The sequence below is a fragment of the Brucella sp. genome (assembly GCF_032066345.1).
GTDB lineage: Bacteria > Pseudomonadota > Alphaproteobacteria > Rhizobiales > Rhizobiaceae > Brucella > Brucella pseudogrignonensis.
Genome location: NZ_DAMBKZ010000007.1, coordinates 1 through 25,946, shown reverse-complemented (window position 1 = coordinate 25,946; position 25,946 = coordinate 1). Strand labels below are relative to the sequence as shown.

The following is a 25,946-nucleotide window of genomic DNA, read 5'->3' as shown; positions in this document are numbered from 1 at the left end:
CTCTGTTACGTCTTGGCCGCTTGCGCAAAACGTGGATCAAAGGTCTGGGCGAATGTGATCTTTGAATTGGCCAGTTCGGGATCGAGCGCCTTGAGCATGTTCATCATGCTGTCAAAACCATCGGCGGCGATGATGCCTTTTTGTGAATACATGGCGCGCGATTTCTCAAACCCGGTCTTATAGAGGGCGCGGTCACCCAGCAGGTATTCTTCCGGCACCGTATCGGCCACATCATCAGCGGATGCCTGGTGAATCCAGTTCAGTGATTTGACAAAGGCATTGACAACGCGCTGGGTGGTGACGGGGTTTGCGTCGATAAAGCTTTGCTGGACATAGGTGATGGCAGCCGGGTTTGTGCCGCCGAACAAGGCGCGGGTTCCGGCTTCCGTGCGGGTGTCGAGAAGGATCGAGATATCACCATCGACCTCGAGACGGGTGATGACCGGATCGAGGTGCACCAGGGCGGCGATTTCACCCTTCTTGACGGCTGCCACAGCGCTGGCGCCGCCGCCGACACCGATGATTGACGCGTCATCAGCCGCCAGGCCGTTCTTGATCAATGCATATTGCAGGAACAGCGAGGTTGAAGACCCTGGTGCGGTCACCCCGACATTCTGTCCTTTGAGGTCGGCAATGGTTTTGATGTCGTTGGCGAGGTCCTTGCGCACCGCGATGCAGATGCCGGGAAACTGGCCAAGTTCGCAGATTGCCTTGATATCCTGGCCGCGATTTTGCATGCGAATTGTGTGTTCATAGGCGCCGGTAACCACATCGACCGAGCCACCGATCAGAGCCTGCAGTGATTTTGCACCGCCGCCAAAATCATTGACGGTGACCGAAAGCCCTTCCTCCTTGAAGAAGCCCTTGCGCTCGGCAATGGTCAGCGGCAGGTAGTAGAACAGCGGCTTGCCGCCGACGCCAAACATCAGTTCCGGCTTTTCCGGGGTTGCCGATGCGTCCTGGGCATAGGCGGGCAGACGGGCTGCGAGATTGGCTATTCCCATCGCTGCTGCGCCGAGCAACAGATCTCTGCGGGTAAAATTCATGGCCTTCCTCCTTAAAATATGTTGAAGCGCCCGATCTCAGGCGCCGTTCGCGCTGGCGGTCTTGGGGCGCCAGATGAGCAATCGTTCCTCGACCAGAGAAACCACCCAGTCGATCAACAACACAAAAGCCGTCAGCACGAACATGCCGGCAAAGACGCCGGTGACATCGAACACGCCTTCAGCCTGATGAATAAGGTAGCCCAGACCTGCCGAGGAGCCGAGATATTCACCGACCACCGCACCGACCACTGCAAATCCAACGGCTGTGTGCAGGCTGGAGAACATCCAGGACAGCGCGGAGGGCAAATAGACATTGCGCAACAGCTGACGTTCATTCATGCCGAGCATGCGCGCGTTCGACAAGACGGTCTGGTTCACTTCCTTGACGCCCTGATAGACATTGAAGAACACGATGAAGAATACCAGTGATACGCCAAGCGCGACCTTCGACCAGATGCCAAGGCCGAGCCACAGCGCAAAAATAGGTGCAAGAACCACGCGTGGCAGGGAATTGGCAGCCTTCACATAGGGGTCAAAGATGGCAGCCAGCACCGGTTTGCGGGCGAACCAGAAGCCAATCAGCACACCACCGGCTGAACCGATAAAAAATGCCAGCATCGCTTCAAGCAAGGTGATGCCGAGATGATACCAGATGGTGCCTTCGACAAACCATTTATAGATGCGCGCGGCGACATCGACGGGCGTTGAAAAGAAGAACTGGCTTTTTGCAGGGTTACCCAACAGATGGGTTGCGGTAAACACGTGCCAGACCAGCAGCAGAATGACCGCAACGCTCAGCTGAGCCAGGAATAATGCCGGCTTTTTCATGCTCTTGCTCCGCTTGTCTGCTGATAGGCTTTAAGCACTTCGTCCTTCAGAGCGTTCCAGATTTCGCGATGGATGTCATGGAACGCGTCGAGCAGGCGAATTTCCGAGATTTCGCGCGGGCGCTCGAGCGGGATCCTATATTCGGCCATGATGCGGGCACGCGGACCGGCCGACATGATGACGACCCGATCGGCCAGCGCGATGGCTTCCTCAAGATCATGGGTGACAAACATCACCGCCTTCTTGTCCTGCGACCACAGATCCAGCAGAAGATCGCCCATGATGACGCGGGTTTGCGCATCGAGCGGTCCGAAGGGTTCATCCATCAGCAGATATTTGGGATTGCGGATCAGCACCTGCGCCAAGCCAACGCGTTTGCGCTGGCCGCCGGACAACATGTGCGGATAGCGATCCCCGAAATTCGCAAGTCCGACCTTGGTTAACCATTGCTCGGCCTTAGCGCGCGCATCGGCCTTTGCCGTCCCGGCAACTTCGAGGCCGATCGCCACATTTTCGAGCACGGTTTTCCATGGCATCAGTGCGTCTTGCTGAAACAGATAGCCGGCCTTGCGATTAAGACCGCGCAGCGGCTGGCCTTCGATTTCGACGCGGCCACTGGCCGGCACCAGCAGACCTGCAACGGCATTGAGCAAGGTTGACTTGCCACAGCCGGTCGGTCCGACAATGGCGACAAACTCATGATCGGCAACCTGCAGATTGCTTTCCGCGACTGCGTCGAAGCGCTGGCCATTGGCGAGGGCGAAGGAGATCTGCACATTGTTGAGATCGATCGCTGGTAAGGGCAGGATGGTTTGCCGGCTCGCAGAAGAACTTTTATCCATGGTGGCATGGGCCTGGCTGGATATTGGCGCGGCTGGGATTTTCTCTCATAAACACTCCTCCAGGCGCGCGAAGCGGGGGGACTGCAGGACCGTCATTGCTCCTTTGCCATTGTCGCGCGCACGGCATTGATCAAAGGCCTACCTATACTGATCCGGCAATAAACTGCAATGCATTGCAGGCGGAGCTTTTTACTTTTTCTCAAAAGTGACCTGGATGCGACACAAAATTGCGTAGCTGCTTCTTGCCCATGAGCGCGGGATGATGGTCCGGGTGGCAATGGAGAACCGCGGGCGTGTCGAAAAGAAGGTGAGGTTGGGACCGTTTAAAAACAGCCGCAGATCCGGTGCGATGGCAGGAGGGCTCGCTTGCGCGCTGCGGCATGGCGCAGTTGCGACGTGGAACCCTTTGTGGTTTGCGCAAGCGGGTCGATCGCTTCGCATTTTCAGCGGTCGGGTGCCGCTTGATCATGGTCGTTGAAAGGGCTTGAACGAAGGTTTTATCCTGCGATTGGAGAAAGCTGGCGGCAGAGCGGGCGAGGCGGTAAAAGCAAGCCGCATGTCAATCCGGGATCCGGAGCGCAGATTTTTTGCGCAGCAACTGGCTTGAAAGCAAAAGCGTCATCGCAAGGTTTCGCCTCGCCCGATCAGCAAGGATCGGGCGAGGCGTGATGAGGGCGCTGTGATGGTGCGGCGCGCTTAGTAGTGAACCGAAAGGGCGTCGAGCGGAGTGGTTTTTGGCGGCGCGAACTTTGTCAGATCGATGCCTTCGACTGCTGCCTTATATTCCTCGGCACTTGGGGTTCGACCGAGAATGGCCGAGAGCACCACGACCGGGGTCGAAGCAAGCAGAGACTCGCCCTTCTTTTCGGCAGAATCTTCAACGACGCGGCCCTGAAACAGGCGGGTTGAGGTCGCAAGAACGGTATCCCCCTTCTCAGCCTTTTCCTGATTGCCCATACAGAGATTGCAGCCTGGACGCTCAAGATAGAGAATATTTTCATATTCGGTGCGCGCGGCATTTTTTGGCATCAAGTCGTCAAATTCGAAGCCAGAATAGCGCTGGAGGATTTCCCAGTCGCCCTCTGCTTTGAGTTCGTCGATGATGTTGTAGGTCGGTGCGGCGACGACAAGCGGGGCCTTGAACGACACCTTGCCTTCGTTTTTCTCAATGTTCTTGAGCATTTGCGCGACGATCTTCATATCGCCCTTATGCACCATGCACGAACCGACAAAGCCAAGATCAACCTTTTTGGTGCCGCCGTAATAGGATACCGGACGAATGGTATCATGGGTATAGCGTTTGGAGACATCGGCATTGTTGACGTCGGGATCGGCGATCATCGGTTCATCGATCAGATCGAGATCGACGACCACCTCAGCGAAATAATGTGCATTGGCATCGGGAGCCAGGGCAGGTTTTTCGCCTGAACGGATTTCGGCAATGCGCGCATCCGCCTTGGCGATCAGGCCACGCAGCGTTCCGGCGGCGTTTTCCATGCCTTTTTCGATCATGATCTGAATGCGGGACTTGGCGATCTCGAGTGACTGGATCAGCGTCTCGTCCTCGGAGATGCAGATCGATGCCTTGGCCTTCATTTCAGCTGTCCAGTCGGTGAAGGTGAAAGCCTGGTCGGCAAGCAATGTGCCAATATGGACTTCGATGATCCGGCCCTGGAAGACGTTGTCACCGCATTGCTTGAGCATCTGCGCCTGGGTTGCGTGCACGACGTCACGGAAGTCCATATGCGGCTGCATACTGCCCTTGAACGTCACCTTGACAGATTGCGGGATTGGCATCGTGGCTTCGCCGGTTGCCAGCGCCAGAGCGACCGTGCCCGAATCCGCGCCAAAGGCCACGCCTTTCGACATGCGGGTATGGCTGTCGCCGCCAATGATAATCGCCCAGTCATCGACGGTAATATCGTTGAGCACCTTATGGATGACGTCGGTCATGGAATGATAGACGCCTTTAGGATCACGGGCGGTGATGAGCCCGAAATTATTCATGAAACTCATCAGCTTGGGGATATTGGCCTGGGCTTTCTTGTCCCAGACCGAAGCCGTGTGGCAGCCCGACTGGTAGGCGCCATCCACTAAAGGCGAGATCACCGTCGCTGCCATGGCTTCGAGTTCCTGAGCGGTCATCAGGCCGGTTGTGTCCTGCGAGCCGACAATATTGACCTTGACGCGGACGTCGGAGCCAGCGTGCAGAACCTTGCCTGGGGTTACACCGACAGCATTGCGATTGAAGATTTTTTCAACGGCGGTCAGGCCCTGACCTTCAACCGTGATTTCCTTGTTGGCAGCAAATACCGGAGTGACTTCGACGCCAAGGGTCTGGGCAGCAAATGTCTGCAGTTTCTTGCCAAACACGATCGCGTAGGAACTGCCTGCTTTCATGAACTCCATTTTTTGCGGTGTGAAGGCCGAGGCGACATCCACCAGAACATTGCCTTGCTCGTCACAGAGCTGCTTGTTCTTGACATTTATCTTCAGCACCGTTCCGGTTTCGACCGAGAATTGCTGTTCGAGGATCGGATTGCCGTCATTATTGAGGATCGGCTTTCCATCGTCACCGGTCTTCTTGGTCCAGTTTTTCAGATTGATACCGATACCGCCGGTCACATCGACGGTGGTCGCGAAAATCGGCGAAATACCGTTGGTTCCGGCGACGATTGGGGCAAAATTGACAAAGGGCACATAGGGGCTTGCCTGTTTGCCGGTCCAAAGGGCGACATTGTTGACGCCGGACATACGCGACGAGCCGACGCCCATGGTTCCCTTTTCGGCGATCATCATCACCCGCTTGTCAGGGTGCTGCTTCTGGAGCGCAACGATTTCCTGCTGTGCTTCGGGCGTGATCATGCATTGGCCGTGCAGCTGACGATCCGAGCGCGAATGGGCCTGGTTACCCGGCGAAAGCAGATCGGTGGAAATATCACCCTCGGCAGCGATGAATGTCACCACCTTGATCTCGTCATCCACTTCGGGGAGCTTGGTGAAGAACTCGGCCTTCGCGTAGCTCTCAAGGACGTCTTTTGCAATGGCGTTGCCGGCTTGGAAGGCGTCGCGCAAGCGGAACATGTCGGCGTCGTAGAGAAAGACCTGCGTCTTGAGGACTTCGCCCGCCTTGACGGCCAGGACGGCATCATCGCCCAGAGTGATGTCGAGCAGCACTCGGATCGATGGGCCGCCCTTCATGTGGGAGAGCAGTTCAAGCGCGAAGTCCGGAGAAATCTCCGCAACGTTCTTTTCACCCTGAATGATCTGTTTGAGAAACGCTGCCTTGACCGCGGCTGCGGCCGTGGTTCCGGGTAGCGTATTGTAAATGAAGAATTTCAGGGCGTCGGCGCGCAGCGGGTTTTCGGTATCTTCGATCAGAGCAATGATTTCCGCAACGAGCCCGCCATCATCGATCGGCTTCGGATCAAGACCTTGCGGTTGTCTGCTTTTGATCTCAGCCAGGTAATCCATGTAAAGGGTCATTGTGATCTCGACGCTCTATTTGAAGGGGCGCGAAAAGACTGCGCACCGCGTGATTGTTGCAGGTTTGCGGTTTTCATAAGGCTTTGAGCCTTGGCAATCAACACTGTTGTTGTGCACAGCCATCGTAGCCATAGCGGTTGTGTTGTCGCAGCTGGCCCATTGCTGGCTCTGGCGACGGCCCGTTCGACGGGCGCGCGCAGGGAGCATGATCGAAAGGAAATCGATGTGCAGATTCAAAGAGGATAGGGGAAAGCTGATATGGGACTTGATACGGCACTGCTGTTGCTAAGTGCGGGGAATATTGCAGTTGTGCGCTTGCAATCGGGGGTTCCGCGCCCTGCCGGGAATCCGTTCTGTCAGTTCCAATCCGGGAACGAAGGCAATCGAGGTTAAATGCACTGGCTGGCGCGATCGAGGCAAAGGGACCGGAGATTTTGTGGCGGTTCGTGAGGACAATGGCTGGATCATCCTGGCACAATGCGGTGCCACGGCCGTCGGCGGCGACGAAGGTCAAGTATAATGAAGTGTCGTCGAAATTCTGGAATGGGGTCCACAGAACGCTTTCTGGACAGGGAACGGCTGCGGAGAATCTCGAAATGCTTGAGGTCGAACTGACGGAACTCGAAGGATCCGGCTGGTAGCGACGCATCAAGCGGCGTTCGGGTTCCCCAAGCGATCCGAACGCTTTAATCGAGGAGCAAGCAGAGCCGGAGGACGAGAATGGCAGAGACTTCGATTGATGTTTCACCCGCACGCGCAATCGGCCCGCGGCATTCTGATTTGAAGCGGGCGCGCATCCGCGCGGCCTGGCTGTTCCTGGCGCCGACCTTGCTTGTGCTTGCGTTGGTGGCGGGCTGGCCGCTCATGAGAACCATTTGCTTCAGCTTCACGAATGCATCGCTGACCAATCTCGCGGGCGCGGAATTTGTCGGCTTCAAGAATTACCTGTCCTGGGTAACGCTGAAGAGCGGGCGCACGGTCTATCGCGGACTTCTGGCGGATCCGGCGTGGTGGGGTGCGGTGTGGAACACCATCAGTTTTACCTTTATTTCGGTTAGTCTCGAAACCATTTTCGGCTTGATCGTGGCGCTGGTTCTCAATGCGCGTTTTCCGGGACGCGGGCTTGTAAGGGCAGCTATTCTGATCCCCTGGGCGATACCGACCATCGTCTCGGGAAAAATGTGGGCATGGATGCTCAATGATCAGTTCGGCATCCTGAACCATATTCTGCTCGGCCTGGGTCTGATCAGTCAGAAAATCGCCTGGACCGCCAATCCGGACACTGCAATTATTGCCATTCTCATCGTGGATGTCTGGAAGACAACACCGTTCATGGCGCTGTTGATCCTTGCCGGTCTGCAGATGGTTCCATCCGATATTTATGAGGCAGCACGGGTCGATGGCGTGCATCCAATCAAGGTCTTCTGGCGCGTGACACTGCCGCTGATCCGGCCGGCCTTGATGGTTGCTGTGATCTTCCGGATGCTCGATGCCCTGCGGATTTTCGATTTAATCTATGTTCTGACCACCAACAATGCACAGACCAAGACAATGTCGGTGTTTGCGCGCGAAAATCTTTTCGACTTTGACAAATTCGCCTATGGCGCGACGGCATCGACGATGTTGTTTGTGATCATCGCGGCCATCACCCTCATCTACATGTTTTTCGGGCGTGTAAGTATTGCCAGTCGGGGGGAATGAGGATGCGAGCGGTGAAGTTCCTGGGGTTTTATCTGGTTGTGGCGGTCATCATCGTGATCGCTGTGTTTCCATTTTATTACGCAATCCTGACCAGTTTCAAATCCGGCACCGCGCTTTTCGTGGTTGATTTCTGGCCTGGACATTTTTCGCTTCATAATTATGCAGCGGTGCTGGCAAAGGGTGGCTTCCTGCGCAGTCTGGCAAACTCGCTGCTGGTGGCGACAGTGTTGGTGGTCTTGTCGCTGCTGCTGGCGGTTTCAGCCGCCTATGCGCTGGCGCGGGTGCGTTTTCGCGGGCGTGGACTGTTATTGCTCACCATTCTGTCGGTCTCGATGTTTCCGCAGATTGCGGTTCTGGCCGGCTTGTTCGAGTTGATCCGCTTTCTGGGTATCTTCAACACGCCACTGGCGCTCATTTTCTCCTATATGATCTTTACGCTTCCCTTCACCGTCTGGGTCTTAACGACTTTCATGCGCGATTTGCCGGTGGAAATCGAGGAGGCAGCGATTGTTGACGGCGCGACACCGTTTGTCATCATTACAAGAGTGTTCATGCCGCTGATGTGGCCAGCGCTTGTGACAACAGGGCTGCTTGCGTTCATCTCCGCCTGGAATGAATTCCTGTTCGCGTTGACCTTCACGGCCTCTGCCGAGCAGCGCACGGTTCCGGTCGCGATTGCCTTGTTGTCGGGCAGTTCGCAGTTCGAAATCCCCTGGGGCAATATCATGGCGGCATCGGTGATTGTGACTGTGCCGCTTGTCATACTTGTTCTCATCTTTCAGCGGCGGATCGTATCGGGTCTGACGGCCGGTGGCGTGAAAGGATAGGAATTTAAAATGGCTGATTTACAACTGCGTAATCTGCGCAAATCATTTGGGAATTTTGAGGTGATCAAAGGCGTGAACATGGATATCCGCGCTGGCGAATTCATGGTGTTCGTCGGTCCGTCGGGTTGTGGGAAGCCGACCCTGTTGCGATTGATCGCCGGGCTTGAAGATATCACCGCTGGCAGCCTTCTGATCGATGGCGTCGAGGTCAATGGTCTCAGTCCGTCCAAACGGGGTGTGGCGATGGTGTTTCAGTCCTATGCGCTGTATCCCCATATGACTGTCTATCAGAACATGGCGTTTGGAATGCAGCTTGCCGGCAGCAGTAAACCGGCGTGCAAGCAGCGTATTGAGCAGGCTGCCGAGATGTTGCAGCTGTCGCCCTATCTTAGCCGATTGCCGCGCCAGCTTTCCGGTGGCCAAAGGCAGCGCGTTGCGATCGGTCGTACGATTGTCCGAGACCCCAAACTGTTTCTGTTTGATGAGCCGCTCTCCAATCTGGATGCAGCGTTGCGGGTTGCGACGCGGCTGGAAATCGCAAAGCTGCACGAGGGCATGGCGGATACCACGATGATCTATGTTACCCATGACCAGGTCGAGGCGATGACGCTGGCCGACCGGATCTGTGTCCTGCGTGACGGGCGGGTTGAACAGATCGGAACGCCGCTTGAACTGTATCAATATCCCAATTCGACCTTTGTCGCCTCCTTCATTGGTTCGCCAAGGATGAATCTACTATCGGCCATGCATGCTACGCGGTTCGGGGCCTCGACGGTTGGTATCCGTCCGGAACATCTGGTGTTTGTCGACAGTGACGGCTGTTGGCGTGGTCGGGTGATCCACTCGGAAATTCTGGGTTCCGACAGCTACGTCTATGTGGATCTTGGGCTTGATGAGCCGGTTGTGGTCCGTGAAAGCGGCGTTTCGCAGCGAAGGCCCGGAGCGCCGGTGTCGATCAAACCGATGGCCGCGCAGATGCATCGGTTTGATCAGGATGGGCGCGCGCTTGCCAAGGCGTGGGAACACAAAGATGAAGAAATTCAGGAACAATCCGCAGCAGGATTGGGTTTTCCTGTCTGAAGTCTTCTCCCGAACTCAAACGAAACGGCGACGATGGCGTCGCGATCAAAGGAGAAATCACGTGTCGATAAGGACGATCGTCTGGGGCGAGAATATACACGAGCAGGTCAATGAAACCGTGCGTCAACTTTATCCTGACGGGATGCATCACACGATCGCTGCGGCGTTGAATGAAGACAGCGCCATTGCGGCCTCGACTGCCACATTGCAGGAGGCGGACCATGGCTTAAGCGAAGAGCGGCTTGCTGAAACGGACGTTCTGGTCTGGTGGGGCCATCAGGACCATGGCGGTGTCAGGGATGATGTGGTGGAACGCGTCGCCCGCCGGGTTTTTGAAGGTATGGGGCTGATCGTGCTGCATTCCGGACATTTTTCGAAGATCTTCAAGCGTCTGATGGGGACGCCCTGCGCGCTGAAATGGCGGGAAGCCGGTGAGCGCGAGCGAGTGTGGGTGGTTAATAAAGGTCATCCGATCGCTCAGGGGCTTGACGACAATTTCGTGCTGGAAAACGAGGAAATGTATGGCGAGCAGTTTTCGGTTCCCGAGCCGCTGGAGACGGTGTTCATTTCCTGGTTCGCAGGCGGCGAAGTGTTCCGCTCCGGCATGACCTGGCGTCGGGGGGCGGGCAATGTGTTTTATTTCCGACCCGGGCATGAAACCTACCCGACTTATCATGATGGCAATGTCCGACTGGTGCTGCGCAACGCCGTCAAATGGGCCTTCAACCCGCAGCCCGCTTTCACGGCCATTCATACTGCTCCAAATGTCGCGATCGAACAGGCTCTGGAACCAATCGTCGAGCGCGGGCCCAAGCTGCATAAGCCGGGCGAAGCCGGCTATCGTTGAGGTGAAGCATGCGTCTTCTCATTCTTGGAACAGGCGGGATGGCAAAAAACCATGTCGAGGCCTTTGCGGCGATCGATGGGGTTGAAGTTGTTGCGGCCTGCGATGTGTCGGCGGAGCGCGTCGATGCTTTCTCGGAAAATCACGGTATTCATAATCGTTTCACCCGGCTTGAAGATGCGCTTGACTGGGATCGATTTGACGCGGTCGCCAATGTCACGCCCGATGCCATCCATCACCCGACATCTATGGCGCTAACCGGCGCGGGAAAGCATATTTTCTGCGAAAAGCCGCTGGCGGAAAGCTATCAAAAGGCTGCGGAAATGGCGGATGCGGCCGAACAGGCATCCATCGTGAATATGGTTAACCTGACCTATCGCAACGTGGCGCCGTTGCAGAAGGCGCGACAACTCGTGATGGCGGGCGAGATCGGCCAGGTTCGCCATTTCGAAGCCTCTTATTTGCAAAGCTGGCTGGTCTCCAAGACGTGGGGAGACTGGAAGTCGGAAAGCAAATGGCTCTGGCGTCTTTCCACCCGGCATGGCTCCAATGGCGTGCTGGGTGATGTCGGCATCCATATCCTGGATTTCGCGTCCTATGCCATCGGTAGTGACGTTGAACGCGCCTCCGCGCGGCTGAAGACCTTTGACAAGGCGGAGAATGACCATATCGGTGAATATGTGCTCGATGCCAATGACAGCTTCGTCATGATGGCGGAATATGGCAATGGCGCGCTCGGTGTCATTCATGCCAGCCGCTGGGCGACCGGCCATCTCAATGAATTGCGTCTGCGCATCCATGGGGACAAGGGGGCACTGGAAGTCATTCACACCCCAATTGGCTCAAGCCTGCGCGGCTCGATCGGCACTGATATTGAAATTCCATCCTGGCGCGCAATAGAGGCGGAACCGGTGGAGACAAATTATCAGCGCTTTGCCCGCGCCGTCGCGGATGGTGTGGGATTGGAGCCGAATTTCCGGCATGCCGCCAATCTGCAGCGTGTGCTGGATCACGCAATGAGCCGAGATGCACCCTTGCCGACGGTTGAAGAAAATTGACATGGCGTGCCGTTGATGATCGACAAGGCTATTTTGATCGACCTACTGATGCGCGCCGCGAGTGAATCCTTTCGCTGACTGTGCGCTTTCCGGGCAGGTCATGCTGTGATCCCGCAAAATTCATTGCCAATTTGCTGAGACCACGCATTCGTCAGCGGCGGCAAGGTTGCGCCGTCATCATTTCCCCTCGTGAAGCGGAAGGCCGAACTTGGCGTTGGCTGCAGGACAAACGTCGCTCAACCCGGCAATAAACCGGCTGACTTGAGAATAGGGCGGAGCGGTTCTGGCGCAATGCTGAGATAGCCTGCCAGCAGTCGCGTCACATGTTCAACGGCATCCTCCTCCTCTGTCAACGAATGTCCGCAATCATTAATGACCAGTGCGTGGGTCAGAGCCTCGACGGTTGTCACGCAGATGAAGGCTGCTGCCTCGAGATCCGATACCAGGATTTCGTCCTGACATTGCTGCATGAAACGCTTCACAACGTCGAGCGTGTCTTTACGGATTGCTTCGACTTCAACAAGTTTGCCGATGCGGGGAACCTCCTCTTTGAAGATGCGGTGCAGCGCGGGATTAATCCGATGCGCGGCGAGCATGGCGCGGACAAGGTCACGCATGGCGTCGACGAGTTTGTCATGGACGCAGTGCTGCATCGCTTGTTCCAGCAGATCGAGGATTTCACGATTGTGCCGTGCAACCAGCGCTGCGATCAGTGCCTGTTTGTTGGGAAAATACTGATAGAGCGATCCAATGCTGACACCCGCCACTGCGGCAATGCGATTTGTACTGGCGCGCGCATAACCTTCCTTGGTCAAAATGCGAGCAGTGGCGTCAAGAATGGCTTCGACAGTGACGCGCGAACGTTGCTGAGAGGCAGATTTTCGGGGATTTGTCAGGATTTGCAGGGTCATCGAGGCGGATTCCAAAAGCGAGTAGACAATGTGAGTATACGCTCACATATTTAGTATAGTTCGTCAATAAGTAAAGTTTAAGACAATAAATATGAAATAATATTGTAGAACGTTAGACTCGCTAATTAAAATAAACTCTGAAATAACAGAAGCAAGTAATATGAATAAGATTTCAAGTGTCGCAATGATGTCTCTTCTTTCCATGTCTATCTCTGCTTGTAGCATTGCACAGCCCGGATCACCTTTGGGAGCGGCGTCATGCAGTCAAAAAATCGAAAACTCGCCAGCTATACAACAATGCACGCAGCGTAGGCTCGGCTGGAAAGGGGCTGATGGCAGTGCCTATCAAATCGGTGGGTGATGGGATGGCGTTTTTTGTTGTCGTGGCTTCAGCGATTGCAAAGACGCCATTCGTTTGAGGTTTGCAGCCGCTCTGCGCGCGTGGGGTTGAAAGGCGGAAGTGGCTAACAATCGGGATCGGGGCCCGACAACTAGGCCAGTCAAAGAGCAAGATCGTTCGGATCGATGATCAAGACGCGGTTGCGACGGGTTCAACGGGGCGGCGGTGCATCGCTCGCGGATGCCTGGTTTGTATCCACTGCACTTCGTGGCTGCGACGGCGCCAGGGCGCACTGGCGTTGCATCCATTGGCTGCAAAGCTGGCGCAACAGAGCCGGTGGAACCTTTGTGATGATTTACTCTGTAAGAAGAATCATTTCTTTTGCGGTTTTTTGAAAGGAATTTTTCATTGAAAATTGAAGAACTGACTGGCGTTGAATGTTTGAAAGCGATCCTTGAACACAAGGGAAAAATCCTTCTGGAGTTTGATTTTCCGGACGACATGGAGACAGGGCGGGTTCATATGGAGTTGGATTCCGATAATGCGCGCAAAGTCGCGCAGTTTTTGCTGCGCGCGGCCGATGGGATCGATGGGGTTATCAATCACACGCTAAACTGAGGGTTAGCAGAACCCGCCCTCGCGACCTCGCAAAACCCAGCTGTAGCCGGACGGGTTTGAGCTTGAGCGAATGGCGAGAGAGGGGCTCTCGCCATTCTTTGACTTAGTCGGTTGAGCTTGGGTATTGTGCAGTCAAAATTCGCGACACGAAGGCGGATTCCGCCGGATGTCTTGACCAAGGAATAGCTATGCTGATTTCGTCTCTCGTCCAAGCTTCGTACTGACGGCTCCTCGAAGCAAAAGCCGTTTCACCCTCAAAACTGGCGATAGGACACCGTTTGGCCAGGAGAAACCGCACGATCGTCGTGTAGATCAAGGCGATCGGACCAAATCGAAGCAGGGACGATGATGATAAGCAAACAGCATACTTGTCCCCTTTACCAATCCGCTTTCTTATAATCGTCCGCAGCCTGTCCGGCTCAGATCGGTGTTTTCATTGCAGTGGCAGTTCGCGCGCACGCCATTGTGCAGGCGGAATTTCCGCCCCGATCGCGTAGCTAAATTGCGTTATCTGCATTGCTTTATCGTCAAGCTGGCAATCAAAATCGATCGCATACCAGCGCGCGCGGCGGCGAAACGCCCCATTGCGGACTGAAAAACTGTTTCCGGAAACCGTGCCGCCGCTGGGGGCCAGCATGTCCGGGAAGGTGTTGCGCCTTTGGTGACGCACCTGCTCCATCGCTTCGATGCCACAGATTTGCAGCATCCGGTCTCGCTTGGGCAATTTTCCAAGAGCCTGTTTAATACGCGGATCAGCGAGCGTATCTTTCGCATAAATCTGTTGGGCGGGCTTCAGCTTTGCAGGCTTTTGCAGAGGCGTTGGGATGACCGCTTCGCTGTTGGCGCGTTGCGGATCAGCAGGTGCGTTCGTTGTCTCGGATTGCGATCGGGCGCTCAGAACAGGCTCCTGGCGTGGAAGGTTGACCTGGTCTGTGTCGTTCGTTGGCCTTGAAGGCGGATCGCGCCGGTGGTCATTGTCGGATTTTTTTTGGTCGACTTCATTATCGCTCGCATCTGTTGGCGTGGGCGGCGATTGCGTGGGTTCCATCTTTCTCACGTCTTGGCTGGCGCTTTCAAACGCCTGCGGTTGAGACTTCGGCGCCTCCTCCGGCTTGGGCTTGTCTGGCTCATGGATGGGCGGATCAACCAGCTCGACATTAACGTTCGGATCGGGTTCTGGCAGGCGGATGGCAGGCAAGCGGTAAAACACAAGGACAGCCAGCGCCAGATGAAACAGAATGGAAACGGGTGCGCCCCAGCCCGGTTTCACAAAAATTCTTGTCAGAAATTGCTGCATGGGGTGAATGGCTCGTCCTGGAGGCGTTGACTTTAGAGACGAATGCGGCGGGGAACAAGTCTTGAGGACGAATTTGCTGTGGTTTACCAGCGAGCGGCCTGTCCTCATTGCCAATTGGCTATCAGCGATAAGGGGGAAGGAAACGGGCGGCGAGGGAAAGCTTGCCCTTGGCGGCAATGGACTGATTTCTGAGGATAGAGGATAGAGGATAGAGGACTTTAAAGCTGCGTACTAATCTGCAACACTTACGAAAGCATTTTTTTAGTCAACACAATGTCACTTTCTTATTTTGTATAATTTGCTAGTTGCCTTCCCAAAGCGGTCAGATGAGCCGCTGTGCACAGTCCGACGATAGATAATCCCTGCTTGATAGTCAGGTTTCTCACCTAACGCGAACAAATGCCCGGCGAAGCGCGACCTTTGGTCAGTGAGTGTAAAGAATGAGCCACGGTAGTCAGGGTGCTGAAACGAATAAGGTTTCAGCGACCGAGAATGTAAATGAGTTTGAACAGATGGTTGAGCCGGTTGCGGATGTGTCTTCAGCGCCGCATAGCGGCTTGCGATCACAGAGCCGACGCTTTGGTGAGGACGGGCAGCAGGTCCTATGTGGCGCGGATTTTCCGCAATCGGGCCAAGCCGGCGAACGGCTTGATATGTTCTTCGAGCAACTGGCGGATCAGTACCGTTCCTCCATCGCGGTCATTTCGGATGGTGAAAGTCTGACCTATCAGGATCTCGACGAACGCGCCAATCAGTTCGCGCGCCTGCTCAAGGATCGTGGCGTTGCGCCGGGTGACCGGATTGGTCTGTTGCTCGACCGCTCTGCGGAGACCTATATCACGCTGCTTGCGGTGATGAAGGCAGGGGCTGCCTATGTCCCGCTGGCAACAGCGTTTCCGGAAGACCGGATGGCGCTGATCATCGAGGACGCCAATGTCAAGCTGGTGATTTCCCTGCGAGCCTATGCTGAGCGGGTTGAGAAAATGCCGGTGCCGCATGTTTTGATTGACGATTGTGCTGCGGCCATTGCCGAACAATCCAAAGCCCGGTTCGAGACTGCGGCGAGAGGCGCCAATCCCGACGAGATCTGCTATATTCTCTACACATCGGGGACGACCGGCCGGCCGAAGGGCGTTGCCATCCGGCATCAGAGCTTCTGCAATTTTCTCCGCGTCGCTGCGACCGCTTATGGCTATCAGGCAAGTGACCGGGTTTATCACGGCATGACGATCGCCTTTGATTTTTCCGCCGAGGAATATTGGGTGCCGTTTGTGGCAGGTGCGACCGTCATACCCGCGCCGGGACCGCTGACACTTGTTGGCGAGGAATTGGCGGATTTTCTACGCGACAATGCGATCAATTGCATGGCCTGCAGCCCGACCTTGCTCTCCTCCATTGAGAGTGATGTGCCGAAGCTCCGCCTTTTGATGGTGGGCGGTGAGGCTTGTCCGCTCAATCTGGTTGCGCGCTGGACCAAACCCGGGCGTCTGTTGCTTAATACCTATGGCCCGACCGAGGCGACGGTCACGGCAACCATGGGTGTGTTGACGCCCGAAAAGCCAGTGACGATTGGTGCGCCTTTGCCGACCTATTCCATCGTCATCATTGATCCCAATGAACCCAAGCTCAGTGAAGCTGACGAACTGGGTGAGATCGGCATTGCCGGTATTGGCCTTGCGGTTGGCTATCTCAACCGGCAGGACCTGACCGACCAAAAATTCATCCCCGATTTCTTGGGTCTGCCGAACAATCCGTCCCGGCGGATTTACCGCACCGGTGATCTGGGCCGTATCAATGCACAGGGCGAGATCGAGTATCGCGGCCGCATCGATACCCAGGTCAAGATCCGCGGTTACCGGATTGAACTTGGTGAGATTGAAGCGGTGCTGTTGGATGAACCGGCCGTTGCCCAGGCCGCCGTCACCACCTGGGAAGTGGAACCAGGTCGTGTGGAGCTGGTTGCCTATTATGCACCGAAATCCGGCATGCCGCCGATTCAGCGCGCCGATATAGCGCGCGAGCTGAAACGGCGACTGCCGTCCTATATGGTTCCGGCCTATCTGGAAGAGCTCGATGCGATCCCGATGACGGTCTCCAACAAGGCCGATCTGCGGCAATTGCCCAAGCCCACCAATGTGCGGCTGTCGGCCGAGCGCGAACTGGTTGCGCCTGAAAACGATGACGAACGCTTCATGGTGGAGGCGCTGGCTGAGATCCTCAATCTCGATGTGGTCTCGGTGGATGATCATTTCTTTGACGATCTGGGTGCCAACTCGCTGTTGATGGCGCGTTTCTGCGCGCGTCTGCGCACCGCCCAGGGCTGGGAAATGGCCTCGATGCGCGATATTTATCTGCATCCGACCATCAGCGGCCTTGCACGGCATCTGCTGGTGCCTGAGCAGACGGTCGCGTCTGTGACCGAACAGAGCCTGACCCATAAGGCCTCCAATCTGGCTTATTGGGCGTGTGGCGCCGCGCAGCTCGCTTTCTACGCGCTCTACAGCTATGTCGGTCTGATGTTCTTCGACAAGGGGTTGGACTGGGTCTATCTGAAGCTTGATGAACCCGTGCAGCTTTATTTGCGCTGCGTTGTTCTGGCCGGCGCCAGCTTTTTCGGGATGACCGGCTTTGCGATACTTGCCAAATGGCTACTGATTGGTCGCTGGAAACAAGAGCGCTTTCCGATCTGGGGGCTGCGCTATTATCGTTTCTGGGTGGTCCAGACATTGATACGGACAGCGCCGGTTGTGCTGTTTCGGGGCAATCCGCTTTACAGCCTCTATCTGCGTCTGCTGGGCGCCAAGCTTGGTCGCAACACGGCTATTGAATGTCGGGCGATTCCGGTGTGCACCGACCTGATTTCGATCGGCGAAAACTCGATCCTGCGTCGTGAGAGCAATATTCTGGGCTATCGCGCAGAGAGTGGCTATATCCATACCGGCTCGGTGATCATTGGCAGGGACGCCTTTGTCGGTGTTGGCTCAACACTCGATATTGACACCGGGATCGGCGATGGTGCGCAGCTCGGACATGCATCGTCATTGCAGCGCGGCCAGTTCATTCCCGAAGGCGAACATTGGCACGGCTCGCCTGCGGCGCGGACAACGGCTGATTACTGCAAGGTCCGCAGCATCACGCTGTCAAAGACCCGCCGCGTGATTTTTGAACTGCTGCAGCTTATTGGCCTGTTCACACTAGTCACCCCGTTTCCGTTGCTTTTTCATAGCTACTGGCAGAATGTGAGCGATGATTATCAGGAGACGATCGGCATTGTAGCGATCGGCACCACGGTCACGCTGTTTGGCGCGATCGCCGTTTCATTGCTTGCGGCGGTGGCTGTGCCGCGCATTGTCCGGCTTTTCCTGAAAGCCAACCGGACCTACACATTATACGGCTTCCATTACTGGCTCCAATCCTTGGTGGAACTCAGCAGCAATTCGCGACTGCTCAATCTGTTGTTTGGCGACAGCTCGGCGATTGTTCACTATATACGGGCGATTGGCTGGAACCTCAATGAGGTCGTGCAGACAGGATCGAATTTCGGGACCAATCAGCAGCAGGAAAATCCGCTGCTCTGCGAGATCGGCTCGAAGACCATGGTTTCCGACGGGCTGTTCATGATCAATATGCACAAGTCCGCCGCCACCTTCAGGCTGGAGCACACGCGGATTGGGGAACGCAATTATTTCGGCAACAACATCTTTTATCCGCCCGACGGCAAGACCGGGGATAATTGCCTTTTGGGCACCAAAGTCATGGTGCCGATTGACGGGCCGTTGCGCGAGAATGTGGGGCTGCTGGGATCGCCATCCTTTGAAATCCCGCGCATTGTCAATCGTGACAAGGAACTGATCGCCAATATTGACGAGACGGATCGTCTGGCGCGGTTGCGGCGCAAGAATTTCCACAATCTACGCACCGGTGTGATGTTCCTCGCCGCGCAGTGGCTGATGCTGTTTGCGACGATTGCCATTTGGGACCGCGCGCTCAACTATTATGATGCCTGGACGCATAAGGCGTTGTTTGTCGCAGTCTTTCTGACTTCGGCGATCGCCATTCCATTTTATATTCTGATCGAGCGGTTGTCGTTGGGCTTCAAAGGGCTCAAGCCACGCATGACCACCATCTACGACGCTGCGTTCTGGCGTCATGAGCGGCATTGGAAATTGTCGGATTCGCCGATTACGCGGTTGTTCCCCGGCACGCCGTTCCGACCAATGATCCTAAGAATGCTGGGCGTGAAAGTGGGCAAGCGCGTCTATGATGGCGGTGCAAATCTCACCGAACGATCGCTGGTGATCATCGGTGATGATGCGACGCTGAACGAGGGATCGGTCATTCAGCCGCATTCGCTCGAAGAAGGCGCTTTCAAATCGGATTATATCACCATTGGTAGTGGCTGTACCTTGGGCCCCTCGGCGTTCATTCATTATGGGGTCGTCATGGGGGAAGGTTCGATCGTCGATGTGGATTCCTTTGTCATGAAGGGCGAAGTTCTTGAGCCTTATTCGGTGTGGCGTGGCAATCCGGCCAAGCTGAACCGGTTTGTGGTCCCGGTTGATCCGCAGGGTGTGGTGCTCGCCGATGTCAGCCATGCAGGCCGGCTCTATCCGAGGGGCACAACAGCGCCTGCGGCGCAGAAGGGTTGAGCATGACGAAGCCACAAACCCCGATCCACGTTGAACTCGTCGCGGTGACCGATGCGATCCGGTCCCGCGTCGCGGCTCTTGAACTGGCCGAGGGGCAGCAGGATCTGGTCGCCTGCAATCAGGACTCGCTTTTGGAGGCAGACGAGGATCCAGATGCAAGACCCACGGCCATTCTGATTGATGCCGATCTGGTCGGGTTCTTGATGTATGATGCAACCAGTGAACCGGCCACTGCACAGCTTTACCGGTTGATGATCGACCGCCGCTACCAGGGTCGTGGCTATGGTTTTGCTGCGTTGCAGACCTTTCTGGCGGAAATTCGATCGATCACTGCCATCAAACAGGTCAGCATCTGCTATGAGCCTGGAAATTTTGCCGCACGGCAATTATACGCGAAGGCCGGTTTTGTCGAGCAGGGCATTGACGCGGATGGCGAGATGATTGCTATCTTACCTTGCCGGACATGATCACCAATGATCGATGATTTCAAACGGCTCTGTCCGGAAGGCGTTTCGCTCGGCTATCGACGGGTCGAGGCGGGGGATGCGCGATTTTTATTGGCAGAGGAACAGCGCAGCCTGGTAACGAAGTCGTTGCCGCGCCGGGATCAGAGTGGGGCTGCGCGCTTTGTAGCGCGACAGCTGTTGGCGTCACGCGGTTGGCCAGATGCGGTGATCGGGCGCGCATCATCGGGGGCGCCGGTCTGGCCCGATAGCATTGTCGGATCTCTGGCCCATGATGATGAGGTGGCTGTCGCAGCGATTGGCTGCTCGTCTGATTATCGGGCGCTGGGCGTCGATGTGGAGCCTGCTTTGCGATTGCCTGAGGAAATCCGTGCGCTTGTCAGGCACGCCGATGATCGGACCCCGCAAGGCTTTGACGAGGCACTGATGGACAGGCTCTTGTTCTGCGCAAAGGAAGCTGTCTACAAGGCGGTCTTTCCGCTGGATTATGTGATGCTCGATTACGAGGATATCTGCGTCGATCTCGTGCAGGGTTTTGCGGAGACAAAGATGGGTCGGGGCGTGGAGCTTTTATACACGCTGAATTCTCGAATATCGGTGCTGGCCTATATCAAACAGCATAGGACTGCGTCATGCGTGAGCCCAGCGCTTGTTTGATCGACAGGTGTTGTGTGGTGTGAGCAGGAAGGCTCAATCGGCAGCGCGCTGCCGCAGGTGCAAGGCTGTTGATCCTTAGCCTGCCAGCGCTTTCCGGGTTTTCGGGCTGAGCTTTTCGAGACCTTGGCCGCTGGACGATCAGCCGTGAAACCTGCGGCCAAGCCGTGCGATCGCCGCATCGATCCTCTCAGCATGTGTGGCAATGCGTTGCCAGAGCCAGATCATCAGGCAGAGCATCAGGCCCCAGGCGATGACCACGTCCGATAGAAAATGCGCTCCAAATATCACCCGGTTGAAGGCGGTAAACAAGGCGACCGGCACCATGATCGTCAGGGCAGAAATCCGCCATTTTTTTGGAAAGAACACAATGACTGCCAGGCTTGCGGCGGCGGTCGCCGCTTCCCCGGATGGAAACGAGCAGTTGCGATTGCAATGGCCGGCAACCTGCCACAGGGGCGTGAACTCGGCCGATCCGCCAAATTCAATCAGGCTGCGCGGACGCGCGCGTCCGATTAAATGTTTGAGGGCCTGGACAGTTAAGAATGGTCCGAGCAGGAAGGTCAGCAATACAAAAAAGCTCTTGTGGGGCGGCAAATGGCGCAACCGGCGCGGGTTGATCGCATAGAGAAAAGTCAAGCCGATCATGCTTGAAAGCAGGTAGATCGTCGCCCGCCTGTTTACATCCCTTATTGCGAGCAACAGGCTGTTATCCGACAGAGGAAATGCGTGCCCACGCGCAAAAAAGCGACTGACAGCCAGATCGAAGGCAGGAAAAAGGATAAAAATAAAACTGGATACCAGAAGGATCGTGAGGACCTGGCTTGCCCAGATTGTTGATGGGCCATCATGGTGGATCCGATTGGAAGGGGAAGGGACGTGTGAAGCTGCGTCTTGCATGAAACCGGCCTTGAGAATTGACACGACCCCGATGTGATTGCTGATTGTCAAGAGATGATGGAGATTGCATCCGCGCTCTGTCGAACCCGGCCACCACAGCCTGTGCGGGAGTGGAAAACGGATGCTGAGAAATTGCCGGCGGAGAGTTTCTGCGCCATAAGTTCGACGCGCACTGGGGCTTTCTATTTTTGTTACGGGACAAGGGGGAGGTGAGAATGGAGAACAGTCTTGTTCTGATCGTTGAGGACGAGCCGGACATTGCGCATATTCTCAGTGCCTATCTCGAACGCGAAGGCTATCGCACGGTTCGCGCTGGCGATGGCGAAACCGCCTTGCAGCACCACGCGTTTCTTTCACCCGACATTGTCTTGCTCGACGCGCGCCTACCAAAGCTGGATGGCTTTTCCGTGCTGGGGCGGTTGCGGCATACCCACAACACGCCGGTGATCATGATAACGGCTCTGGCTGAGGATCTCGATCGCTTGAGCGGGCTCAGGCTTGGCGCCGATGACTATATTGTCAAACCGTTCAATCCGCAGGAGGTGGTGGCGCGGGTCAAGGCAGTGCTGCGGCGGAGCCGGGGAGAAATGGATCAAACGACACGGCGGTTTGGCAATTTTGAAGTGGATTTCAAAGCCTATACGGCCTTTGTCCATCAACAGGAAGGCAGGGTTGCTTTACAATTGACTTTAAGCGAGTTCCGCATCCTCGCCTATATGATCCGCCGACCGACCCATGCCTTTGAAAGAGCGGATCTTTTGGATGCCTGTCTGCCGGAGAGTGAAGCATTGGCGCGCACTGTCGATACCCATATTTCCAATCTCCGGCGCAAGGTGGAGGAACTCGGACAGCTGGGTTTTTTCTGCGCGGTGCGCGGTGTGGGCTACCGGTTTTGTGAACCCAGATGAGGATACCCACGCTCTCGCTTGCAACGCTGACCGCAGTGATCATCACCGCGATGCTGCTGCTCAGTGTCGGTTTGGCCTATCTGGGTGTCAGTTGGTATTCAGCCTATCTTGAGGCGGGGCTTTTGCAGCAATTGCCTGCCGATGCCGCATCAGCCTATCGCGACATGAATGCTGGCATCGTCCCTGACACAAAGGCCCTGGAGGCCTTGTTTGATCAGCTTAACGGTTTTTCGGAGCCGCTGGACTGGCATCTTTATATGTCGGTGCTGGTCTCGGGACTGCTGTCGGCAATGATCTGCAGCGCGATTGGAATCTATCTCGTCCGCAAGATTGCCCGGCCGCTCGAACAATTGACGCGGGCGGCACAGGCTTTAGAGGGCGGTGATTTTTCGGTCCGTATGCTGCGCTCGCATCGTGGCACGCGCGAGGTGAAAAGCCTGATCGAAAGTTTCAACGCGCTTGCAACCAGTCTTGAGACGATGGAACAGCGGCTGCGCTTTAATACGATGGCTGTCGCGCATGAATTGCGGACACCGCTGACAATCTTGCAGGGAACCATGCAGGGCATGGTCGACGATGTCTTTCCGATGGAGAAAAAGGCGCTCGCCAGCCTGCTTCTGCAGGCCGAAGGCCTGTCACGGATTGTTGAGGATCTCAGGACGCTGTCACTGGCGATCGGTCAGCAGCTTGTGACGCAGAAAGAGATGACTGATCTGGGAGGGCTGATTTATGCGGTGGTTACATCGGCCCGTCCGATGCTGGACGCCCAAAGCATAACGGTGGAAACTGCGCTTGCCGGGCATGCCGTATCGGTTGACGCACAACGCATCCGGCAGGCCATTCTGGCGCTGATAGAGAATGCCTGTCACTATGCGGCGTGTGGCGGCAGTTTGCGCTTTGAACTGGCGTTGGGAACAGGTGAGATCTGGCTGCGCGTCCTGGATCGCGGCCCGGGCTTCCCTTCGGATATCTGCGCGCGCGAGCCCAAGCCGTTTCTGCGCGGAGAGGCCTCGCGCTCACGCGCCACCGGTGGCACGGGATTGGGGCTCTCGGTGGTTCAGGCGATCGCTGTCGCGCATGGGGGACGTTTGCAATTGTCAAACAGGCCGGGCGGGGGTGCCTGCGCAGCGCTGGTCATCCCGGCACCTCGACCGGGCTAAGTTTGCTTTCAGCTTTCGTTTGAACGCTATGCGGCTTCGATGTCGCGAACCGGCGGGTTTCCGTAAAGGCGGCTATATTCGCGGCTAAACTGCGAAGGGCTTTGATAGCCGACGCGATGGCCGGCCGTTCCCGCATCCAGCCGTTCGACAAGCATCAGGCGTCGAGCTTCGGTGAGACGCAGTTGCTTTTGATATTGCAACGGGGTCATGGCGGTAATGGCTTTGAAATGGTGGTGAAAGGATGAGGCGCTCATATGCACGTATTCCGCAAGATGTTCGACGCGGAGCGGCATCGCGAAATTCTGTCTTAACCAACCGATGGAGCGGGCGATGCGGTTGGCGTGGCTGTCAACGGTTGCAATATTGATGAGGCGCTCTCCATCGGAACCTGAAAGAAGGCGATAGAGGATCTCCTGTTCGATGAGCGGTGCCATCACCGGAATTTCCGAAGGCGTATCAAGAAGGCGCAGCAAGCGGATTGTTGCATCAAGCAGTTCAGCAGGCGCTGCATTGACCGCGATGCCAGTTTTGGCCGCCGAGCTGTCGGGTTTTCGGCGCAGATCCATGCGCCCAAGCACATCAACCAGTTTCTCGCTGTCAATTGCCAGCGACAGGCAGAAATGCGGTGCCTCGACACTGGCCTGAGACACCCGCCATGTCACCGGCAGGTCGAGAGAGGTGACAAGATATTCGCCGGTTGCGTAATGAATGGTTTCAGTCCCCAGCTGCAAGGATTTTGCCCCCTGGAGGACCATGGCAAGACAAGGCCGGTAGCTTCCATGACAGGGCGTGCTGGGTTCTGAGCGCCGGCTGAGCGAGAGACCATCGATCGGCGTACGGATTTCTCCGTCTGCCTCGATGTGCCGTGCAGCCAGCAAAGCGAGTTCGCGATAGGCTTGTGCTGAAGATGTCATGACGCCCTCTTGATTGCTTGTTCCATGCAAATCTATAGTGGATGCGGGCAGTCTGCGAGCGGCATAGAGCAATTTTTGCAGGATCGTGCAAGAAGCTTGCAGGATCGATCTACCTGCTTGCCGGTTTAATCCGCATAGTGCAGCGTCCCTTTCCGATGCCCATCCCTATTTTATGATTGGAGTTTATTATGGCTATTGCAAGAGGCTATGCTGCAACCGATGCCGATCAGCCGCTGGTTCCGTTCACCTTTGAACGCCGTGAGCCCAATGCGGATGATGTTGTCATTGCGATCCAGTATTGTGGCGTTTGCCATTCTGATATTCATACGGTGCGTAATGAGTGGAGAAACGCCGTCTATCCGATCGTGCCCGGCCACGAGATTGTTGGTGTGGTAACCGCAATTGGCGCCAATGTCAGCAAGTTCAAGATTGGTGATAAGGTTGGGGTTGGCTGCTTTGTCGATTCATGTGTTGGCTGCGCGACGCGCGATCTTGAGAATGAACATTATCTTCCGGGTCTGGTCCAGACCTATAACACCTTTGATCGTGATGGTGTGACACGGACCCAGGGTGGCTATTCTGACCAGATCGTGGTCAAGGAGGGCTATGTCCTGTCAATGCCGGACAATCTGCCACTGAATGCCTCGGCGCCGTTACTTTGCGCCGGCATCACGCTCTATTCACCGTTGCGACACTGGCAGGCGGGGCCTGGCAAGAAGGTGGCGATCGTCGGAATGGGTGGTCTTGGCCATATGGGCGTCAAGTTGGCCACGGCGATGGGTGCAGATGTCACCGTGCTTAGTCAGTCGCTTTCCAAGAAGGAAGATGGGCTGAAGCTTGGTGCCAAGGAATATTACGCCACCAGCGATCAGGAAACCTTCAAGTCGCTGGCCGGAACATTTGATCTCATCATCTGCACGGTCGGTGTGGCGATTGACTGGAACGCTTATCTGGGCCTGCTCAAGATCAACGGCACCATGGTGGTTGTCGGTGTGCCCGAAGATATGGTTCCGGTTCATGCCTTCTCGCTTGTACCCGGACGCAAGACACTGGCGGGGTCAATGATCGGTTCGATCAAGGAGACCCAGGAAATGCTCGACTTCTGCGGCAAGCACAATATTGTTTCGGAAATCGAGATGATTGCGATGAAGGACATCAATGAAGCCTATGAACGTGTGTTGAAGAGCGACGTCCGCTATCGCTTTGTCATTGACATGGCTTCGCTTGACGCGTGAGTTTTCAAGGGCGGCCGTAACGGCCGCCTTTTCTCGGAGGTACCGGCTTAATGCGTTCCGACGGCTTTTCCATAGACGCGGATAACGTTTCTGACGGCTTCGACCATCAGCGCATGTGGCGTGGCTTCAACCTTGCCGGCTGCAACAGCCGGATAAAGTGTTCCGAGATACTGGCTGATCAGCG

General features: G+C 56.0%; 20 protein-coding genes and 1 pseudogene. 13 read left to right on the top strand and 8 right to left on the bottom strand.

Translation table 11 applies throughout. The annotated features are described in order from the left end of the window. Positions 1–5: 5 nt before the first annotated feature. The 4 genes from RT142_RS10655 to RT142_RS10640 all read right to left on the bottom strand — a co-directional run bounded on the left by RT142_RS10655 (position 6) and on the right by RT142_RS10640 (position 6,202). Positions 6–1,046, bottom strand: coding sequence for an ABC transporter substrate-binding protein (locus RT142_RS10655; RefSeq protein WP_113159425.1), 1,041 nt, complete (start codon positions 1,044–1,046; stop codon positions 6–8). A gap of 36 nt (positions 1,047–1,082) precedes the next feature. Beyond that, complete coding sequence (locus RT142_RS10650; RefSeq protein WP_007881184.1) at positions 1,083–1,874, bottom strand: ABC transporter permease; 792 nt, start codon at positions 1,872–1,874, stop codon at positions 1,083–1,085. Then, on the bottom strand, positions 1,871–2,716 hold the full coding sequence (locus RT142_RS10645) for an ABC transporter ATP-binding protein (protein ID WP_313028557.1): 846 nt from the start codon (positions 2,714–2,716) through the stop codon (positions 1,871–1,873). The genes RT142_RS10650 and RT142_RS10645 overlap by 4 nt, the downstream gene beginning before the upstream one ends. A gap of 696 nt (positions 2,717–3,412) precedes the next feature. Then, a complete protein-coding gene (locus RT142_RS10640; RefSeq protein ID WP_094544058.1) occupies positions 3,413–6,202 on the bottom strand; it encodes a bifunctional aconitate hydratase 2/2-methylisocitrate dehydratase in 2,790 nt (929 codons plus the stop codon). Between the two features lie 470 nt (positions 6,203–6,672). Here RT142_RS10640 and RT142_RS10635 point away from each other — a divergent pair. The 6 genes and pseudogenes from RT142_RS10635 to RT142_RS10610 form a co-directional block, all read left to right on the top strand. After that, a pseudogene (locus tag RT142_RS10635) lies at positions 6,673–6,843 on the top strand (ABC transporter substrate-binding protein); the annotation flags it as partial. Positions 6,844–6,922: 79 nt separating this feature from the next. Next, positions 6,923–7,903, top strand: a complete 981-nt coding sequence (locus tag RT142_RS10630) for a sugar ABC transporter permease (protein ID WP_313028555.1) — start codon at positions 6,923–6,925, stop codon at positions 7,901–7,903. Positions 7,904–7,905: 2 nt separating this feature from the next. Continuing rightward, positions 7,906–8,730 (top strand): carbohydrate ABC transporter permease, encoded by an 825-nt coding sequence (locus RT142_RS10625; RefSeq protein WP_313028553.1) that lies wholly within the window; start codon positions 7,906–7,908, stop codon positions 8,728–8,730. A 9-nt stretch (positions 8,731–8,739) separates the two neighbouring features. Further along, the gene (locus RT142_RS10620; RefSeq protein ID WP_313028552.1) at positions 8,740–9,810 is read left to right on the top strand and encodes an ABC transporter ATP-binding protein; all 1,071 of its coding nucleotides are present in this window, start codon (positions 8,740–8,742) and stop codon (positions 9,808–9,810) included. 61 nt (positions 9,811–9,871) lie between these two features. Further along, positions 9,872–10,657: a ThuA domain-containing protein gene (locus tag RT142_RS10615; RefSeq protein WP_007881162.1), complete on the top strand. Its 786-nt coding sequence runs from the start codon at positions 9,872–9,874 to the stop codon at positions 10,655–10,657. 8 nt (positions 10,658–10,665) lie between these two features. Next, a complete protein-coding gene (locus RT142_RS10610) occupies positions 10,666–11,712 on the top strand; it encodes a Gfo/Idh/MocA family oxidoreductase (RefSeq protein WP_313028551.1) in 1,047 nt (348 codons plus the stop codon). Positions 11,713–11,948: 236 nt separating this feature from the next. On the opposite strand, the gene RT142_RS10605 is transcribed toward RT142_RS10610, so the two are convergent. Further along, positions 11,949–12,623, bottom strand: a complete 675-nt coding sequence (locus tag RT142_RS10605; RefSeq protein ID WP_313028550.1) for a TetR/AcrR family transcriptional regulator — start codon at positions 12,621–12,623, stop codon at positions 11,949–11,951. A gap of 748 nt (positions 12,624–13,371) precedes the next feature. On the opposite strand from RT142_RS10605, the gene RT142_RS10600 reads away from it, so the two are divergent. Then, complete coding sequence (locus RT142_RS10600; RefSeq protein WP_313028549.1) at positions 13,372–13,581, top strand: hypothetical protein; 210 nt, start codon at positions 13,372–13,374, stop codon at positions 13,579–13,581. A gap of 433 nt (positions 13,582–14,014) precedes the next feature. Here RT142_RS10600 and RT142_RS10595 read toward each other — a convergent pair whose 3' ends face one another. After that, positions 14,015–14,878, bottom strand: a complete 864-nt coding sequence (locus RT142_RS10595) for a DUF930 domain-containing protein (RefSeq protein WP_313028547.1) — start codon at positions 14,876–14,878, stop codon at positions 14,015–14,017. Positions 14,879–15,318: 440 nt separating this feature from the next. Here RT142_RS10595 and RT142_RS10590 point away from each other — a divergent pair, with 440 nt between their 5' ends. Genes RT142_RS10590 through RT142_RS10580 form a run of 3 tightly spaced genes read left to right on the top strand, consistent with a single transcriptional unit; the run spans position 15,319 to position 20,648 of the window. Further along, complete coding sequence (locus RT142_RS10590; protein ID WP_313028546.1) at positions 15,319–19,527, top strand: Pls/PosA family non-ribosomal peptide synthetase; 4,209 nt, start codon at positions 15,319–15,321, stop codon at positions 19,525–19,527. 2 nt (positions 19,528–19,529) lie between these two features. Further along, a complete protein-coding gene (locus tag RT142_RS10585; protein ID WP_064323141.1) occupies positions 19,530–19,994 on the top strand; it encodes a GNAT family N-acetyltransferase in 465 nt (154 codons plus the stop codon). Between the two features lie 6 nt (positions 19,995–20,000). Continuing rightward, the gene (locus RT142_RS10580; RefSeq protein WP_113486095.1) at positions 20,001–20,648 is read left to right on the top strand and encodes a 4'-phosphopantetheinyl transferase; all 648 of its coding nucleotides are present in this window, start codon (positions 20,001–20,003) and stop codon (positions 20,646–20,648) included. Positions 20,649–20,786: 138 nt separating this feature from the next. On the opposite strand, the gene RT142_RS10575 is transcribed toward RT142_RS10580, so the two are convergent. Continuing rightward, complete coding sequence (locus tag RT142_RS10575; RefSeq protein ID WP_313028544.1) at positions 20,787–21,545, bottom strand: phosphatase PAP2 family protein; 759 nt, start codon at positions 21,543–21,545, stop codon at positions 20,787–20,789. A 215-nt stretch (positions 21,546–21,760) separates the two neighbouring features. Between RT142_RS10575 and RT142_RS10570 the strand changes: the two genes are divergently transcribed. Beyond that, a complete protein-coding gene (locus RT142_RS10570; RefSeq protein WP_313028542.1) occupies positions 21,761–22,453 on the top strand; it encodes a response regulator in 693 nt (230 codons plus the stop codon). After that, a complete protein-coding gene (locus RT142_RS10565; protein ID WP_313028541.1) occupies positions 22,450–23,613 on the top strand; it encodes a HAMP domain-containing sensor histidine kinase in 1,164 nt (387 codons plus the stop codon). Before RT142_RS10570 ends, RT142_RS10565 begins: the two co-directional genes overlap by 4 nt. 26 nt (positions 23,614–23,639) lie before the next feature. Here the strand turns inward: RT142_RS10565 and RT142_RS10560 are convergent, their stop codons facing one another. Further along, a complete protein-coding gene (locus RT142_RS10560) occupies positions 23,640–24,527 on the bottom strand; it encodes an AraC family transcriptional regulator (protein ID WP_313028538.1) in 888 nt (295 codons plus the stop codon). A gap of 188 nt (positions 24,528–24,715) precedes the next feature. On the opposite strand from RT142_RS10560, the gene RT142_RS10555 reads away from it, so the two are divergent. Further along, positions 24,716–25,762, top strand: a complete 1,047-nt coding sequence (locus RT142_RS10555) for an NAD(P)-dependent alcohol dehydrogenase (protein WP_064323144.1) — start codon at positions 24,716–24,718, stop codon at positions 25,760–25,762. Positions 25,763–25,946: the final 184 nt, after the last annotated feature.

Bases quoted from the DNA above. Each gene is read 5' to 3' on its own strand.
- RT142_RS10655 (WP_113159425.1), bottom strand. From the start codon at position 1,046: ATGAATTTTACCCGCAGAGATCTGTTGCTCGGCGCAGCAGCGATGGGA.
- RT142_RS10650 (WP_007881184.1), bottom strand. From the start codon at position 1,874: ATGAAAAAGCCGGCATTATTCCTGGCTCAGCTGAGCGTTGCGGTCATT.
- RT142_RS10645 (WP_313028557.1), bottom strand. From the start codon at position 2,716: ATGGATAAAAGTTCTTCTGCGAGCCGGCAAACCATCCTGCCCTTACCA.
- RT142_RS10640 (WP_094544058.1), bottom strand. From the start codon at position 6,202: ATGACCCTTTACATGGATTACCTGGCTGAGATCAAAAGCAGACAACCG.
- RT142_RS10630 (WP_313028555.1), top strand. From the start codon at position 6,923: ATGGCAGAGACTTCGATTGATGTTTCACCCGCACGCGCAATCGGCCCG.
- RT142_RS10625 (WP_313028553.1), top strand. From the start codon at position 7,906: ATGCGAGCGGTGAAGTTCCTGGGGTTTTATCTGGTTGTGGCGGTCATC.
- RT142_RS10620 (WP_313028552.1), top strand. From the start codon at position 8,740: ATGGCTGATTTACAACTGCGTAATCTGCGCAAATCATTTGGGAATTTT.
- RT142_RS10610 (WP_313028551.1), top strand. From the start codon at position 10,666: ATGCGTCTTCTCATTCTTGGAACAGGCGGGATGGCAAAAAACCATGTC.
- RT142_RS10605 (WP_313028550.1), bottom strand. From the start codon at position 12,623: ATGACCCTGCAAATCCTGACAAATCCCCGAAAATCTGCCTCTCAGCAA.
- RT142_RS10595 (WP_313028547.1), bottom strand. From the start codon at position 14,878: ATGCAGCAATTTCTGACAAGAATTTTTGTGAAACCGGGCTGGGGCGCA.
- RT142_RS10590 (WP_313028546.1), top strand. From the start codon at position 15,319: ATGAGCCACGGTAGTCAGGGTGCTGAAACGAATAAGGTTTCAGCGACC.
- RT142_RS10585 (WP_064323141.1), top strand. From the start codon at position 19,530: ATGACGAAGCCACAAACCCCGATCCACGTTGAACTCGTCGCGGTGACC.
- RT142_RS10580 (WP_113486095.1), top strand. From the start codon at position 20,001: ATGATCGATGATTTCAAACGGCTCTGTCCGGAAGGCGTTTCGCTCGGC.
- RT142_RS10575 (WP_313028544.1), bottom strand. From the start codon at position 21,545: ATGCAAGACGCAGCTTCACACGTCCCTTCCCCTTCCAATCGGATCCAC.
- RT142_RS10570 (WP_313028542.1), top strand. From the start codon at position 21,761: ATGGAGAACAGTCTTGTTCTGATCGTTGAGGACGAGCCGGACATTGCG.
- RT142_RS10565 (WP_313028541.1), top strand. From the start codon at position 22,450: ATGAGGATACCCACGCTCTCGCTTGCAACGCTGACCGCAGTGATCATC.
- RT142_RS10560 (WP_313028538.1), bottom strand. From the start codon at position 24,527: ATGACATCTTCAGCACAAGCCTATCGCGAACTCGCTTTGCTGGCTGCA.
- RT142_RS10555 (WP_064323144.1), top strand. From the start codon at position 24,716: ATGGCTATTGCAAGAGGCTATGCTGCAACCGATGCCGATCAGCCGCTG.